At 71.4% G+C, this 14761-nt stretch carries 13 protein-coding genes and 1 tRNA gene; 8 read left to right on the top strand and 6 right to left on the bottom strand.

Translation table 11 applies throughout. The features are described from left to right. Window positions 1-60 precede the first annotated feature (60 nt). From ABD224_RS23120 to ABD224_RS23110, 3 genes are all read left to right on the top strand, one after another. Window positions 61-1266 (top strand): DNA polymerase III subunit delta', encoded by a 1206-nt coding sequence (locus tag ABD224_RS23120; protein ID WP_344052972.1) that lies wholly within the window; start codon window positions 61-63, stop codon window positions 1264-1266. A 95-nt stretch (window positions 1267-1361) separates the two neighbouring features. Beyond that, the gene (locus ABD224_RS23115; protein WP_344052970.1) at window positions 1362-2990 is read left to right on the top strand and encodes an alpha/beta hydrolase; all 1629 of its coding nucleotides are present in this window, start codon (window positions 1362-1364) and stop codon (window positions 2988-2990) included. Window positions 2991-3103: 113 nt separating this feature from the next. After that, window positions 3104-3177: transfer RNA gene (locus ABD224_RS23110), tRNA-Thr, on the top strand. A gap of 22 nt (window positions 3178-3199) precedes the next feature. Here ABD224_RS23110 and ABD224_RS23105 read toward each other — a convergent pair. The 3 genes from ABD224_RS23105 to ABD224_RS23095 all read right to left on the bottom strand — a co-directional run bounded on the left by ABD224_RS23105 (window position 3200) and on the right by ABD224_RS23095 (window position 7457). Then, a complete protein-coding gene (locus ABD224_RS23105) occupies window positions 3200-4504 on the bottom strand; it encodes a PP2C family protein-serine/threonine phosphatase (protein WP_344052968.1) in 1305 nt (434 codons plus the stop codon). A 370-nt stretch (window positions 4505-4874) separates the two neighbouring features. Continuing rightward, window positions 4875-6566 carry a bifunctional 3'-5' exonuclease/DNA polymerase gene (locus ABD224_RS23100; RefSeq protein WP_344052966.1) on the bottom strand — a complete coding sequence of 564 codons (1692 nt, stop codon included), beginning with the start codon at window positions 6564-6566 and terminating at the stop codon, window positions 4875-4877. A gap of 75 nt (window positions 6567-6641) precedes the next feature. Further along, window positions 6642-7457, bottom strand: coding sequence for a Clp protease N-terminal domain-containing protein (locus tag ABD224_RS23095; RefSeq protein ID WP_344052964.1), 816 nt, complete (start codon window positions 7455-7457; stop codon window positions 6642-6644). 124 nt (window positions 7458-7581) lie between these two features. Here ABD224_RS23095 and ABD224_RS23090 point away from each other — a divergent pair, with 124 nt between their 5' ends. After that, entirely contained in the window at window positions 7582-8682 is a 1101-nt protein-coding gene (locus ABD224_RS23090; protein ID WP_344052962.1) for a DUF2786 domain-containing protein, read from the top strand. A 29-nt stretch (window positions 8683-8711) separates the two neighbouring features. On the opposite strand, the gene ABD224_RS23085 is transcribed toward ABD224_RS23090, so the two are convergent. Next, window positions 8712-9242, bottom strand: coding sequence for a DUF4232 domain-containing protein (locus tag ABD224_RS23085; protein WP_344052960.1), 531 nt, complete (start codon window positions 9240-9242; stop codon window positions 8712-8714). Window positions 9243-9971: 729 nt separating this feature from the next. On the opposite strand from ABD224_RS23085, the gene ABD224_RS23080 reads away from it, so the two are divergent. Beyond that, window positions 9972-10241 (top strand): DUF397 domain-containing protein, encoded by a 270-nt coding sequence (locus tag ABD224_RS23080; protein ID WP_067393723.1) that lies wholly within the window; start codon window positions 9972-9974, stop codon window positions 10239-10241. Between the two features lie 99 nt (window positions 10242-10340). Here the strand turns inward: ABD224_RS23080 and ABD224_RS23075 are convergent, their stop codons facing one another. Further along, window positions 10341-10892: an ATP-binding protein gene (locus ABD224_RS23075; protein WP_344052957.1), complete on the bottom strand. Its 552-nt coding sequence runs from the start codon at window positions 10890-10892 to the stop codon at window positions 10341-10343. 155 nt (window positions 10893-11047) lie between these two features. Next, window positions 11048-11302 carry a hypothetical protein gene (locus ABD224_RS23070; protein WP_344052955.1) on the bottom strand — a complete coding sequence of 85 codons (255 nt, stop codon included), beginning with the start codon at window positions 11300-11302 and terminating at the stop codon, window positions 11048-11050. A gap of 106 nt (window positions 11303-11408) precedes the next feature. Here ABD224_RS23070 and ABD224_RS23065 point away from each other — a divergent pair, with 106 nt between their 5' ends. From ABD224_RS23065 to ABD224_RS23055, 3 genes are all read left to right on the top strand, one after another. Then, window positions 11409-12233, top strand: a complete 825-nt coding sequence (locus ABD224_RS23065) for a helix-turn-helix domain-containing protein (protein WP_344052992.1) — start codon at window positions 11409-11411, stop codon at window positions 12231-12233. A 240-nt stretch (window positions 12234-12473) separates the two neighbouring features. Further along, window positions 12474-13934, top strand: a complete 1461-nt coding sequence (locus ABD224_RS23060; protein WP_344052953.1) for an aldehyde dehydrogenase family protein — start codon at window positions 12474-12476, stop codon at window positions 13932-13934. A 138-nt stretch (window positions 13935-14072) separates the two neighbouring features. After that, window positions 14073-14714 (top strand): PadR family transcriptional regulator, encoded by a 642-nt coding sequence (locus tag ABD224_RS23055; protein ID WP_344052951.1) that lies wholly within the window; start codon window positions 14073-14075, stop codon window positions 14712-14714. The last annotated feature ends 47 nt before the right edge of the window (window positions 14715-14761 follow it).

Genomic DNA, 14761 nt, shown 5'->3' with positions numbered 1-14761 from the left:
AGGGGCTCCCCGCACAATGGATCCCGCACCACGGACCAGGACGAAAGGGCGCCGCGACCCATGAGCGTGTGGGACGACCTCGTCGGGCAGGAGAAGGTCGTCGAGCAGCTGAGTGCCGCTGCCCGGGACGCCGATGCCCTGGTCACGGCGGCCGCCGCCGACGCGCCGCCGCCGGAGGCGTCGAGGATGACGCACGCCTGGCTGTTCACGGGACCGCCCGGCGCGGGGGTCCCGCAGACGGCGCGCGCCTTCGCCGCCGCCCTGCAGTGCGTGAGCCCCGACCGGGCCCTGGGCGGAACCCCCGGCTGCGGCTTCTGCGACGGCTGCCACACGACGCTGGCCGGCACGCACGCGGACGTCACCACGGTGACGGCCGTCGGCACCCAGATCCTGGCCGAGGACATGCGGGACACCGTCCGCAAGTCGTTCACCTCCCCGGCGGGCGGCCGCTGGCAGGTGATTCTCGTCGAGGACGCCGAGCGGCTGAACGAGAAGTCCGCCAACGCCGTCCTGAAGGCCGTCGAGGAACCGGCGCCGCGCACGGTCTGGCTGCTGTGCGCCCCCTCGCTCGAGGACGTCCTGCCCACGATCCGCTCCCGCTGCCGCCAGGTGACCCTGCGGACACCGTCGGTGGACGCCGTGGCCGACATGCTCGTACGCCGCGAGGGCGTCGAACCCGAGGTCGCGGCCGCCGCCGCCCGCGCCACCCAGGGCCACATCGACCGGGCCCGCCGTCTGGCCACCGACCCGGCCGCGCGGGAGCGCCGTGCCGCCGTTCTGAGGCTTCCGCTCCGCCTCGACGACATCGGAGGCTGCCTCAAGGCGGCCCAGGAGCTGGTCGACGCGGCGGCGGAGGACGCCAAGGCGCTCGCCGAGGAGAGGGACGCCAAGGAGGCCGAGGAGCTGAAGGCGGCGCTGGGCGCGGCTCAGGGAGGCCGGCTGCCCCGCGGGACGGCGGGGGTGATGAAGGAGCTGGAGGACAAGCAGAAGCGCCGCCGCACCCGGACCCAGCGCGACAGTCTCGATGTCGCCCTGACCGATCTCACCGGCTTCTACCGCGACGTTCTGGCCCTCCAGCTCGGCTCCCGCGTGGCCATCGCCAACGCGGACGTCGAGGACGCCCTGGAGCGGGTCGCCCGCACCAGCTCCCCGGAGTCCACGCTGCGCCGCATCGAGGCGATCGCCGCCTGCCGTGAGGCCCTCGACCGCAATGTGGCCCCGCTTCTGGCGGTGGAGGCGATGACGATGGCCCTGAGAGCGGGCTGACGAGAGGGGCGCCGCTTAGGCATGCCGGGGCACATGGCCCCGGCGTGTCGCGCACGGAGAGCGACGATAGAGTCGCCGAGCGTTACTCTCGCTGGATGCACATCAGGCGTACCCCACGTCCGACTCATCGTCATTCCCGTCATTTCTGTCATTCCTGCCATTCCTGTCGTCCCCGCACCCGCACGGCCCGCACCCTGCTGGCGGCGGCCACCGCGCTGCTGCTGGTCCCGGCCTGCTCCCCCGGAGGCGAGCCGCAACGCACCGCCCCCGTGGCGGAGACGGTGCGCTCCTCGTCCGTGCCGCCCGCCCTGGCGTCGTACTACGGGCAGAAGCCGGCCTGGAGGGACTGCGGGGTGCCCGGCTTCGAGTGCACCACGATCAGGGCACCGCTCGACTACGCACGACCCGGCGCGGGCGACGTCCGGCTGGCCGTCGCCCGCAAGAAGGCGACCGGTCCGGGCAGACGCCTGGGCTCCCTCCTGGTGAACCCGGGCGGGCCCGGCGGCTCGGCCGTCACGTTCCTGCAGCAGTACGCCGCCACCGGCTATCCGGCACAGGTCCGCGCCCGCTACGACATGGTCGCGATGGACCCGCGCGGCGTCGCCCGCAGCGAGCCGGTCACCTGCCTGGACGACCGGGCCATGGACGCGTACACGCAGACGGACGTCACCCCCGACGACCGCAGGGAGACCGACGCGCTCGTCGACGCGCAGCGGAAGTTCGCGGAGGGCTGCGGCGCCCGCGCCTCCCGTCTGCTCCGGCACGTCTCCACCGCCGACGCGGCACGGGACATGGACATCCTGCGGGCGGTGCTGGGCGACGACAGGCTGAACTATGTGGGCGCGTCGTACGGGACCTTCCTCGGGGCGACGTACGCCGATCTGTTCCCGGACCGCGTGGGCCGCTTCGTCCTGGACGGCGCGATGGACCCGTCCCTGTCCTCACGCCGGCTGAACCTGGACCAGACGGCGGGCTTCGAGACGGCGTTCCAGGCGTTCGCGAAGGACTGCGTCCAGCACAGCGACTGCCCGCTCGGCGGCCGCGGCACGACACCGCGGCAGGTCGGCGACCGCCTCGCGGCCTTCTTCCGCCAGCTCGACGGCCGGCCGATCCCCACCGGCGACGCGGCCGGCCGCCGCCTCGGCGAGGCGCTGGCCACCACGGGGGTGATCGCGGCGATGTACAACAAGGCGACCTGGCCGCGGCTGCGCACGGCCCTGGCCTCGGCGATGGAGAAGAACGACGGCGCCGGTCTGCTCGCGCTGTCCGACAGCTACTACGAACGCGACGCCGGCGGCCGCTACAGCAACCTGATGGCCGCCAACGCCGCCGTGAACTGCCTGGACCTCCCGCCCGCCTTCGCCGGCCGCGAGGAGCTGGAGAAAACCCTCCCCGCCTTCGAGAAGGCCTCCCCGGTCTTCGGCCGCCCCCTCGCCTGGTCCTCCCTGAACTGCGCGTACTGGCCGGTCAAGGCCGTCTCCGCACCGCGCCGCATCGAGGCCAAGGGCGCCGCCCCCATCGTGGTCGTCGGCACCACCCGTGACCCGGCCACCCCCTACCGCTGGGCCCAGTCCCTCGCCGGCCAGCTCTCCTCGGCCCGTCTCCTCACCTACGACGGCGACGGCCACACCGCCTACAACCGCGGCAACAGCTGCGTCGACTCCACGATCAACACCTACCTCCTCCAGGGCACCCCGCCCCCGAACGGCAAGCGCTGCACCTGAGACCCGGTGCGGGATCCCGTACACGCCCCGGGCGCCCCGGGGCGTGTACGAAGCACCCCGGGAAACTGTGTAGACTTACCCACGTTGCCGATCGCACCACGGTGCGACAGCGCGCCGCTTTAGCTCAGATGGCCAGAGCAACGCACTCGTAATGCGTAGGTCTCGGGTTCGAATCCCGAAAGCGGCTCGGGCGAAAGCCAGGTCGGATCTCAACCGGCCTGGCTTTTTTCTTGAGGTCCCGGCTCGGGTTCCCGGGGTGTACGCGGTGCGGAGGCAAGGGGGCGCACCCGGGCAGGCTGCCGGCCGGCGCAGGCGGTCGGCCGACCGGATGTCCTCACCTTCCTCTTCCCGGCGGTCACGGTGCGTGACGCCCCGACCGGTGTGGCCTGCTGTCCCTCGGCGTTCCGGCCGGCGGACAGGGCGGTGTCGTCCTGTGCCTCCTGCCGGTGGGTCACGGCCATGAGGGCGGCGTCGTCGTCCAGGCGTCCGCCGGTGTGCCGGGCCAGATCGGCGAGGAGGGTGTCCAGGATCGCGTCGGGATTCGTCGGGAGAGGGCGGGACAGGGAGGGCACGGGGTCGTAGAAGACGCCGCGGCGGTCGCGGGCCTCCACCACGCCGTCGGTGTACAGCACCAGGGTCGCGCCGGGAGGCAGGGGGTACTGCTCCACCGGCACCCGTTCGCGGCCCAGATCGCCCAGGCCCAGCGGCAGCGTGGGCTCGGCCGGGGTGAGCGGGCACGCCCGGCCCTGGTGGACGAGGAGCGGCGGGCAGTGCCCCAGATTGGACAGGCGCAGGAGACAGCCGTCGGCGGGGATCTCGATGACGGCGGCGGTGGCGAAGGACTCCTCCCCCTCGGCGTCCTCGGAGTTCAGCTCCCGCATGCGCTCCTCCAGGCGGGCGACCACGCCGGGCAGGTCGGGCACCCGGATCGAGGCTTCGTGGAAACTGCCCAGCAGCCCGTTGACGGTCTTCACCGCCCCCACCCCTTTGCCGCGTACATCGGCGATCATCAACCGGATCCCGTAGGGGGTGGAGTGGATGGCGTAGAAGTCGCCGCCGATGGCGGCCTCCCGCAGGGCGGCCTGGTACCGGACGGCCACGTCCAGCGGCCCGATGCGGGCGGGAGGCATGGGGAGCACCGCGCGCTGGACGGCCTCGGCGACCTCGCGGGCGTCCTTCAGCTCCTTCCGGTAGCGGCTCATCATCCGGTTGAGAACGGAGGCCAGGACCGTCAGGACGACCATGCTGGAGAGCTGGACGCCGTAGGCGAAGAAGGAGCCGCCGCTGATGAGGAGCGTCTTGGCCTCCCCGACGGCGATCGCCACCACCCCCGTGGTGATCGTGCCCGGCAGGGAGAGCACCGGGGCGGCCAGCAGGGGCGCGGCCGCCAGGAGGGGGAAGGTGTTGACGTGCGGGGTGAACAGGCCGAGGACGACCGCGGCGACGACGGCCAGGGCAGGCAGAAAGGACGGCCAGCTCCTCGGACCGATCGGGTAGGTGCGGTGGTGTCTCATCTCCTGCTTCCCTGCACTCCTCACGCGGTCGCGGGAGAGCCTCAGATCCCAGTCTGTGCCGCTCCCCGCCCCGCGGCGACCGAGGCCCGGCCGGCACGCCGGAGCGGATGACGGACCAGAACGGACGACACAGCGGACGGCCCGGGCTTCGGCCCGGTGGGCGACGAGGGAAGTCAGGGCCCGGGGAGACGGACCGGGTTTCCGCCCGGACACGCCTCGACGGTCTCCACCGCCTGGCCGTGGGAGTGCTCGTGGTCCGCACGGGAGACGGGGCCGAGACGAGGGGTGGCCGGAAGGCACGGGGCGGTGTGGACCGGCCGGCCGCCGGCCGTCCGGGGCGGGGCGGGAGGGACGACGGGGGCGGGGGTGTTCACTTCGCGTCGGCGTAGCACTCCACCACCGCCGTGGTGAACGGGAACCGCACCGGGGTCTCGCCGAACGTCAGCCGTCCCGCCAGCTCCGCCGCCTGCCCGATCGCCTCGACGACCCTGCCGGCCTCCTCCTTGGGACAGTGCACGATCACCTCGTCGTGCTGGAAGAAGACCAGCTCGGCCGCCATGTCCCGGCAGGCGCGGCGCAGCGCGGCGAGCAACAGCAGGGCCCAGTCGGCGGCGCTGCCCTGGACGACGAAGTTGCGGGCGAAGCGACCGCGGGCGCGGGGGTCGGTGGAGGCGTAGCCCGGCATCCAGCCGTCGGCCGCGGGCGGTACGGCCGGGGTCTCCTGGGGGAGGCCCGCCTCCTCGGCCGTGTCCTCCCGTCTTCCGGCCGGCGGTGGGCAGGTGCGTCCCAGCCAGGTCCGTACGAGTCCGCCCTCCTCGCCGGTCCGCGCCGCGTCGTCGACGTAGGCCACCGCCTGGGGGAAGCGGCGTCTGAGGGCGGCGAGGTTCTTCAGGCCGTCGCCGGAGGTCTGGCCGTAGACCGCGCCGAGCACGGCGAGCTTCGCCCGGGCGCGGTCGCCGGAGAAGACACGGTCGGAGACGGTCTGGTAGAGGTCGGTCTCCCGGCTCGCCACCTCCATCAGAGCGGGGTCGCGGGAGATGGCCGCCAGCACGCGCGGCTCCAGCTGGGCGGCGTCGGCCACGACCAGCCGCCAGCCGGGGTCCGCCACGACGGCCCGGCGGATGACCTTGGGGATCTGCAGCGCGCCCCCGCCATGGGTCACCCAGCGCCCGGTGACCGTGCCGCCGGCCAGGAACTCCGGCCGGAAGCGCCCCTCCCGCACCCAGTCCTGCAGCCAGGACCAGCCGTGGGCGACCCAGATCCGGTACAGCTTCTTGTACTCCAGCAGGGGCTTCACGGCCGGGTGGTCGACGGACTCGAGCTCCCAGCGGCGGGTGGACCTCACCGTGATCCCGGCCCGGGCGAAGGCCTTGATCACATCGGCGGGCAGATCGGGCCGGACCCGGTGGCCGAAGGCGGCCGACACCTCGTCGGCGAGCTCGGCCAGACGGCGGGGCTCGCCGCCGCCCGCGTACCGCTCCCCGAGCAGCTCGTGCAGCACCGCGCGGTGCACGTCCGCGCGCCAGGGCAGGCCCGCCCGGTTCATCTCGGCCGCCACCAGCATGCCCGCCGACTCGGCGGCGGTCAGCAGGCGCATGCGGTCGGGGTGCTCGGTCCGCTCGTGCCGCCGCTGCTGCTCGGCGTAGACCGCGAGCAGGTCCTCAAGGGGCAGGTGTGCGGCCGGGGGTTCGAAGAGCGGGGACTGCGCGCCCGGTGCGGCGGGCCGCTGCGGCGGGTCCGGGGGTACGGGGCCGCCGCGCAGCCGGGCCAGCGCGGCGGCCGCCGAGCGGGGTTCGCCGTGACGTCCCTCGTGGCCGAGGAGGAGCGTCTCGGCGTCCTCGATGTCGTAGCACCGCTCCACGCGCACCCCCGCGGCGAGCAGGCGCGGATAGACCTCGGCGGTGGACCGCCACACCCACCGCGCGACGTCCGGTCTGCTGCGGACCGCCTCGACCAGGTCCGGCTCCCGGAGCACCGGACCGGCGGGCAGCCCGTCCCGGCCGAGGGGGACGATCTCGGCGCCACCGTCCTCGGCCGGGGCCAGGGCCCACCGGTCGGTCATGTCCGTGAGTGTCGCAGGCGGGTCCGACAACGGCTCCGGCCCACGGGCCGGCCGGGGCCGGAACCGCCGGGGCGGTCAGCCCCCGTTCTTCCCCTCCTTCCCTTTCTCCTTCTCCTCCTTGGCCTCCTTCTTTTCCTGCTTCTTTTCCTGCTTCTTTTCCTGCTCCTGCTGTCCGAGCCCCTTCGTCAGCTCCGCCAGGGTCGCCGCGACGTACTCCTCGGTGCGTGCCTTGTCCAGGCCGAGGCCGCTCAGGATGCCCTCGCCGTTCTCCAGCTCCAGCAGGGCCAGCAGGATGTGCTCGGTGCCGATGTAGTTGTGGCCGAGGCGCAGGGCCTCGCGGAAGGTGAGCTCCAGGGCCTTCTTGGCGGCCGAGCCGTACGGGACGAGCTCGGGGGCGTCGGCGGAGGCCGGCGGCAGCGCGGCGTTCGCGGCCTCGCGGACCGTGTCCAGGGAGACGCCCTGGTCGACGATGGCCTTGCTCGCCAGGGACTCCGGGTCGTCGAGCAGACCGAGGATCAGATGGGCGGGCGTGCCCTCGGCGCTCCTGGAGGCCTTGGCCTTCTCATGGGCGACCACGACGGCCTTGCGCGCGCGTGGCGTGTAGCGGCTGAAGCCCTGGCTGGGGTCGAGGTCGACCGACTCCTTGGGCACGAACCGCTTCTGCGCGGCCTGCCGGGTGACTCCCATGCTCCTGCCGATGTCGGTCCAGGAGGCGCCGGAGCGGCGTGCCTGGTCGACGAAGTGGCCGATGAGATGATCCGCCACCTCGCCGAGGTGCTCGGCGGCGAGGACGGCGTCCCGGAGCTGATCGAGGGGATCTTGATGAACCTTCTTGATGGCCGAGATGAGGTCGTCCAGACGAATGCTCGACCTGATGCCGGAATGCGTCATGTGTCAACCGTAAGTTGACACAGGAGGGGTGTCAACCCCGAGTTGACATCTGATGTGCATTCGTCTGTCCACAGGCTGTGGACGGAGTGGACGGACGGGCCGCGCTTCATGACACGATCGACCCGTGAGCAGCTCCAGTACCGTCGACCGCGCATTCGGCGCCGCTCTGTACACCTCGTCCGACGACGCCCTCGACACCGGCGCCTCCCTGCTGGCGGCCGACCCCGCGGCGGACGCCGAACTCGACCGGCGCGGAAGGGACTTGATCGCGGCGGTGTGGCGGCGCGGCTGGCAGCCCGCCGATGTCGCGCGGATCGTGCGCCGGGAGCTGGACGACCTCCATGGACGGCTGCTCGCGGCGCTCGTCCGCGCGCAGGCGGAGGACGACCGCCCGCGCGGACCGCGCTGGACCGCCCAGCTCGGCGAGTTGACCGAGGAGGAGCCGGCCCGCACCGACCGCTTCTCGTACGCCACCGCCGTCCTGGAGCTGTACCGCCTGCTGGTGCGGCTGCCCGCACTCGAACACCTGGATGAACCGGTGGGGGCGTCCCGCCCCGAGTCCCGTGTGCTGACCCGGATCCGGGCGCTGCTCGCCAAGGCGGAGGCGACCGGCTTCCCGGAGGAGGCGGAGGCGCTGAGCGCCAAGGCGCAGGAGCTGATGGCACGGCACAGCATCGACGAGGCGCTGCTCGCCGCCCGCGCCGAGGCCCCCGACGCCCCCGGCGCCTGCCGCATCGGCGTCGAGCCGCCGTACGAACAGGCCAAGGCGATGCTGCTGGACGTGGTCGCCACGGCGAACCACTGCCGGGCCGTGTGGAACGAGCCCCTGGGCTTCTCCACGGTCGTCGGCTTCGAGGCCGACCTGGAGGCGGTCGAACTGCTCCACGTCTCGTTGCTGCGCCAGGCCATGACCGCGATGACCAGGGCCGAGGCGGAACAGAGAGCCGGCGGGCGCAGGCGTACCAGGACCTTCCGGCAGTCCTTCCTCGCCGCCTACGTCCACCGCGTCGGCACCCGCCTCACGGCTGCCGCCGAAACCCAGGTCACCGAGGACCTGCTCCCCGTCCTGGCGAGCCGGGACGCCGCGGTCGCCGACCGTCTGAACCGTCTGTTCCCGGAGACGACCACCACGCGCCTGCGCGGCGTGACCGACGCGGCGGGCTGGACGGAGGGCGTCCGGGCGGCGGAGCGGGCCGAGATGACGGCCCGCCCGCGCCCGCGCTGAGGCGCCGCCCACCGGGCCCGGCGAGGTCGTCAGTCGCCCACCTGCTGGAAGGCCGTCACCGACGCATCGGGGTCGGACGCGTCCTTCTTGCCCTGCACCGGGCCGTAGGACCACTCGAAGTCCTGGCTGTCGTCCGCTCCGGGCAGGCCGAGCCTCAGCGACGTCGCCGCGAGGCTCCTGGCGTCGCCCTCCTCGCCCCGTACGTAGGTGAGGGTGAAGGACGCCGCCCCGTCCTCGGTGAGGGTGAGCTTCTCCGGCTGGGAGGTCCTGTCCTCCGGGACGGTCGCCGTGGTGCCGCCGGCGGACAGGGTGACCCTCGGAAAGCCCTCCAGGGTGCACGAGGCGCCCCGGTTGGTGAGGGTGACGGGCACATTGCCCGTGTCCCCGGCCGCGGGCGCGGCGTTGGCGGGGCCGACCTGCACCTCGATGTCGCCGATCCGGCAGGCGGAGCTGTCGGTGTTCTTGTTCCCGGAGTTCCCGGAGTCGCCGGCGTCGCCGCCGCAGGCGGTGAGGAGGAAGGCCGCGGCGAGGGTGGTGACGATGATCGGACGGGCGCGCATGAAGTGATTCCTCGGGTCGTGACGATGATCAAGGATCATCACGTACGAGCGTGCGGCGCGGTTGCCCGCCCCGCCACCGGCCTCCGCGAACGTCAGGAGCCCAGGCTCGCCGTGGGCAGGCCCGACGGTAGCGCCGGGCCCTTCGAGCCGGTGGACATCTCCTCGCCGGGATCACCCTCCCGAGTAACCCGGAGCGTGGGCCCGTTGACGGACTCCGCCGTGCTCGTCGTACGAGCCTCGCACATGCCGAGGCGGACCAGGTGCCCGACGCCCTCCTCGCCCGAGTTCCCCAGCACGCGGTCCGGCCGTACAGGGTCCGGTTGTACGCAGTCCGGCCTTACGCGGTGCGGCCTGCCGGGAAGAGCGCGGGCTGCCCGCTGATGCGAGCCGGTCGCCGGTACGTCCCGCTCACAAGAATGTTTTTTGTTGGAACACCGGGGCCGCGGTACGCGTCTCTTTCCAGTGCATGAAGGATCCGATCCGGACGATTCGGCACGGATGACGATGCAGAAGATCGTGAACGAGGAATGACGTGTGCATGGCTTGCGAGGGTCGAGGGCAGGCGCCCCGGTGGCTTCGGTGAGCGGGGCGTCAGTGGTGTAGCGACTGAACCACTCCGCGTGCACGTGCATCTGCTCATGCATATGCACGTGAACGCAGCTATGATCCAAACCAGTTGACCGATGCATCAATGGCCACACCAGCCAGTGCACCACCGGGGAGCGACCTGTGGACCACGACGTTGAGGGCGGGTACGGGGGGTTCGACGTGTACAACGGCATGGCGGCCACGCGACTGCGTGGGGTGGTCTGGCAGAAGAGCCGGCACAGCAACTCGCAGGGTTCCTGTGTGGAGTTCGCGAGGCTGCCGGGCGGGGAGGTGGCCGTGCGCAACTCCCGCTTCCCCGACGGTCCCGCCCTCGTCTACACGCGCGCGGAGATCGAGGCGATGCTGCGGGGCGTCAAGGACGGCGAGTTCGATCACCTGATCGCCGGGTGACATCCCTCAGTCCCGGCGCATCGGGGCGGGCGACGCACAGTGCGCGGACGCCGCGCATGAGGGCACGGAAGACACGGCAGTGCGCGAGGCCACGGCCTGTCAGCCGGAGGGGCGCAGCCGGAACAGCGCCCAGACCACTTTGCCGTGCAGGGTGCCCGCCAGCGGGTGCCAGCCCCAGCTGTCGCTGAAGGAGTCGACGAGGAACAGGCCGCGGCCCGACTCCGCCGAGAAGTCGTCCGTCTCGCTGACGACCGGGCCCTCCTGGCTGGGGTCGCGCACCGCGCACACCAGCCGTTCGGTCCAGTACAGCAGATGCAGGCGTATGTACGGGCCGGCGTCGTGCGGCGGTGCGGTCGGCGCGGGGTCGTGGCGCCCGGTCCGTCGGCCCTTGTCGGCGGGGTGGTGCAGGGCGAGGGGCAGTCCGTGCCGCAGGGCGTTGGTGACCAGTTCGGAGACCACCAGGCAGACCTCGTCGAACCGGTCGCTCAGCTCCCATTGGCCGAGCATGCTCCGGGTGAACCGCCGTGCTTCGCGCACCGCTTCGTAGCGGGTGGGCAAGGCGCAGGAGGCGGCGCTGGACACGGCCGCGGGATCCAGCGGCGGAAGGCCCTGCCGTAACGGCTCGAGCATGGTCGATCCATTCGTCCCCATGCGAGGCACTCCCGGGAATTCGCGGTCGATGCGATGTGGCGGTGGCGCGATGCCATCGTTTCGGATGCGCACACCAGATGCAAGGGCAGATGCACGTGCACGTGACCGAATTGGGGCGTCCCATGCCGCTTGTTGGCCATTTTTTCGTTCACCGTTCACCTCCTTCCCGGTCCTTCCCGGCCTTCTGCTTCCTGCTTCCGCTCCTTACCCGCTCCCTGCCTGTGCCTCGCCTGTTCCTCGTCCGCCCTCTGTCTTCTGTCCTGTGTCTTTCCCTTGTTCTCCCTCTTGTTCCCCCTCGTTCTCCCCGTTTTCCTCGTTCCCGTCTTGTCGGCCTCCTGTCCGTTCCTCACTGTCTGCGCCTCGCCGCCGGCCGCCCGGTTCCCGCCTCCGCTCTCCGTTTCCGTAACCATGCGAGTACAGCTCGAAGTGATTTAGTGGCAGACTGCGGCCCCTGAAGAAGGTTTGGGGAGGCTGGCGAACGTGAGCGTGGGAGAGCCAGGATCGGTGGTGCGGCGCATGCTGCTCGGCTCGCACCTCAGACGACTGCGTGAAGCTCGGGGGATCACACGCGAAGCGGCCGGATACTCGATCCGTGCCTCGGAATCGAAGATCAGCCGGATGGAGTTGGGCCGGGTGAGCTTCAAGACCCGGGATGTGGAAGACCTGTTGACCCTGTACGGCATCACGGACGAGGCGGAGCGCGCCTCGTTGCTCTCCCTTGCGAAGGAGGCCAACGTCGCGGGCTGGTGGCACAGTTACTCCGACGTCCTGCCCAGCTGGTTCCCCACCTACGTGGGGCTGGAGGGCGCGGCGTCGCTGATCCGTGTCTATGAGGTGCAGTTCGTGCACGGGCTGCTGCAGACCGAGGAGTACGCCCGCGCGGTCGTCCGCCGCGGTATGCGGGGCGCGAGCGAGGCCGATGTGGAGCGGCGGGTGGCGCTGCGGCTCGAGCGGCAGAAGTACCTCGTCTCCGAGAACGCGCCCGATCTGCACATCGTGCTGGACGAGGCCGCCCTGCGCCGTCCCCACGGTGGCCGGGAGGTGATGCGCGGTCAGCTGCAGCACCTGATCGAGATGTCCGAGCGGCCCAATGTGCGGCTGCAGGTCATGCCGTTCAGCTTCGGCGGGCACGCCGGCGAGTCCGGGGCCTTCACGATCCTCAGCTTCCCGGAGCCCGATCTGTCGGACGTGGTCTATCTGGAGCAGCTCACCAGCGCCCTCTACCTGGACAAACCCGAGGACGTCGCCCAGTACGAGAGAGTGCTCCAGGAGCTGCAGAACGACTGCCCCAGCCCGGACGAGAGCCGCGACCTGCTGCGCGGGCTGCTGCAATTGTCGTAGAGAGCCGTCGCGGAAAGCCGCCGCGGGGAGTGCGTCACCGCGCCGGGATTCCATCGCCATGGCGGACTTCTCCGGCGTGAAGGACTTCTCCGGCGTGGGTTTTCGGCCGAAGGTCGTTTTCCGCTCCAACTCCTTTTGCGCGCAAGTACGATGGCGCCACATCAGACCGCAGAAGTGATCGGGAGTTGCTCGGGTCCCGACTGCTTCGTCCGCCTCGGCAGCAGGGGATTGAGGGATCAGATGGCGTCCTACTTCACCGACCTGGCCCAGCAGTACATCGACGGTGAGTGGCGCCCGGGCAGCGGTTCCTGGGACATCATCGACTTCAACCCGTACAGCGGCGAGAAGCTGGCCTCGATCACCACGGCCACGGTCGACGAGGTGGATCAGGCCTACCGGGCCGCCGCCCGCGCGCAGAAAGACTGGGCCGCGGCCAACCCCTATGCCCGCCGGGCCGTTCTCGAGAAGGCGCTGCGCCTGGTCGAGGAGCGGGAGCAGGAGATCACCGAGGTGATCATCGCCGAGCTCGGCGGCACGCATCTGAAGGCCGGCTTCGAGCTGCACCTCGCCAAGGAGTTCCTGCGCGAGTCGGTCCACCTGGCGCTGCGTCCCGAGGGAAGGATTCTGCCGTCCCCGGTCGACGGCAAGGAAAACCGCGTCTACCGGGTGCCGGTCGGTGTGGTGGGCGTGATCAGCCCCTTCAACTTCCCGTTCCTGCTGTCCCTGAAGTCCGTCGCTCCGGCCCTCGCCCTCGGCAACGGCGTGGTGCTCAAGCCGCACCAGGACACGCCGATCGCCGGCGGCACCCTGATCGCGAAGCTCTTCGAGGACGCGGGGCTGCCGGCCGGTCTGCTCAATGTCGTCGTCACGGACATAGCCGAGATCGGCGACGCCTTCCTGGAGCACCCGGTCCCGAAGGTCATCTCCTTCACCGGCTCCGACAAGGTCGGCCGGCACGTCGCCACCGTCTGCGCCTCCCACTTCAAGCGCTCGGTGCTGGAACTCGGCGGCAACAGCGCGCTGGTCGTCCTCGACGACGCCGACCTCGACTACGCGGTCGACGCGGCCGTCTTCAGCCGGTACGTCCACCAGGGCCAGGTCTGCATGGCCGCGAACCGCGTCCTGGTCGACCGTTCGGTCGCCGAGGAGTTCAGCGAGAAGTTCGCCGCCAAGGTGAGGTCGCTGAAGGTCGGCGACCCGAGCGACCCGCAGACCGTCATCGGGCCGGTGATCAACTCCATTCAGGCGAACGCCCTGTCGAACGTGGTCGAGCAGGCCCTCGCGGAGGGGGCCACCGCCCTGGTGCGCGGCAGCATCAACGGCAACCTCGTCGAGCCGTCCGTCCTGACCGGCCTGCCCGCCGGCTCCTCCCTGCTGCGGCAGGAGGTGTTCGGCCCGGTCGCCTTCATCGTCCCGTTCGACGGCGACGAGGAGGCGGTCCGGATCGTCAACGACACCCCGTACGGGCTCAGCGGCGCCGTCCACACGGCGGACATCGAGCGGGGTGTCGCCTTCGCCCAGCGGATCGACACCGGCATGTTCCATGTGAACGACGGCACCGTCCACGACGAGCCGATCGTCCCCTTCGGCGGTGAGAAGCACTCCGGCGTCGGCCGTCTGAACGGCGAGACGACCGTGGACGCCTTCACCACGGTCAAGTGGATCTCGGTGCAGCACGGGCGGAGCAGGTTCCCGTTCTAGGGATCCCAGCTCCAGGAATCCCGGAGCGGGTTCTCCTTCCAGGAATCCTGGGGAATACCGGGAATCCGGCGCGGCCCCGTGCTCTGCCCGGCGGACCTGGAACGGTCCGGCCGGGCCGGCGGCAATACCCTGGAGCGCATGTCAGCGATCCGTCTGCTGGTGCTGGGCGCCGTCCGTCAGCACGGGCGGGCCCACGGCTACCAGGTGCGGAGCGACCTGGAGTACTGGGGCGCGCACGAGTGGTCCAACGCCAAGCCCGGCTCGATCTACCACGCCCTGAAGCAGATGGCCAAGCAGGGGCTGCTGCACGCGCACGAGACCGCCCCCTCCACGGCCGGCGGTCCGCCCCGCACCGAGTACGAGATCACCGACGCGGGCACCGAGGAGTACTTCCGCCTGCTGCGCGAGGCCCTGGTCGCCTACGAGCAGAAGGTGGACATCCAGTCCGCGGCCCTCGGCTTCCTCGTCGACCTGCCGAGGGACGAGGCGATCGCCCTGCTCAAGGAGCGGGTCCGACGGATCGAGCAGTGGCGGACCACCGTCGTCGAGCGCTACCTCCCCGAGGGCGGCCCCGAACAGCTCGGCCACATCGGCGAGATCATGAATCTCTGGCTCCACCGGGCCGACTCCGACGCCGCCTGGACCCGGGGCCTCGTCGAACGCCTCGAACGCGGCGCCTACACCTTCGCCGGCGAGGGCGAGCCGTTCATCGGCGTTCTGGCCGAGGGCCAGGAGAACCCGTACGCGACGGGGGAGCGGCACCCGGAGGACGACCGCTGACCGGGCGGCGGATGCGCGGGCCGGCCCCGCGCCCCACGGCGGGATCC

This window comes from Streptomyces thermoalcalitolerans (assembly GCF_039525155.1).
GTDB lineage: Bacteria > Actinomycetota > Actinomycetes > Streptomycetales > Streptomycetaceae > Streptomyces > Streptomyces thermovulgaris.
The sequence above is the reverse complement of the archived record's forward strand: the minus strand, read 5'-3'. Positions and strand labels throughout refer to the sequence as shown.

Coding starts and splice junctions, on each gene's coding strand:
- ABD224_RS23120 (WP_344052972.1), top strand. CDS start 61: ATGAGCGTGTGGGACGACCTCGTCGGGCAGGAGAAGGTCGTCGAGCAG.
- ABD224_RS23115 (WP_344052970.1), top strand. CDS start 1,362: ATGCACATCAGGCGTACCCCACGTCCGACTCATCGTCATTCCCGTCAT.
- ABD224_RS23105 (WP_344052968.1), bottom strand. CDS start 4,504: ATGAGACACCACCGCACCTACCCGATCGGTCCGAGGAGCTGGCCGTCC.
- ABD224_RS23100 (WP_344052966.1), bottom strand. CDS start 6,566: ATGACCGACCGGTGGGCCCTGGCCCCGGCCGAGGACGGTGGCGCCGAG.
- ABD224_RS23095 (WP_344052964.1), bottom strand. CDS start 7,457: ATGACGCATTCCGGCATCAGGTCGAGCATTCGTCTGGACGACCTCATC.
- ABD224_RS23085 (WP_344052960.1), bottom strand. CDS start 9,242: ATGCGCGCCCGTCCGATCATCGTCACCACCCTCGCCGCGGCCTTCCTC.
- ABD224_RS23075 (WP_344052957.1), bottom strand. CDS start 10,892: ATGGGGACGAATGGATCGACCATGCTCGAGCCGTTACGGCAGGGCCTT.
- ABD224_RS23070 (WP_344052955.1), bottom strand. CDS start 11,302: ATGGTTACGGAAACGGAGAGCGGAGGCGGGAACCGGGCGGCCGGCGGC.
- ABD224_RS23065 (WP_344052992.1), top strand. CDS start 11,409: ATGCTGCTCGGCTCGCACCTCAGACGACTGCGTGAAGCTCGGGGGATC.
- ABD224_RS23060 (WP_344052953.1), top strand. CDS start 12,474: ATGGCGTCCTACTTCACCGACCTGGCCCAGCAGTACATCGACGGTGAG.
- ABD224_RS23055 (WP_344052951.1), top strand. CDS start 14,073: ATGTCAGCGATCCGTCTGCTGGTGCTGGGCGCCGTCCGTCAGCACGGG.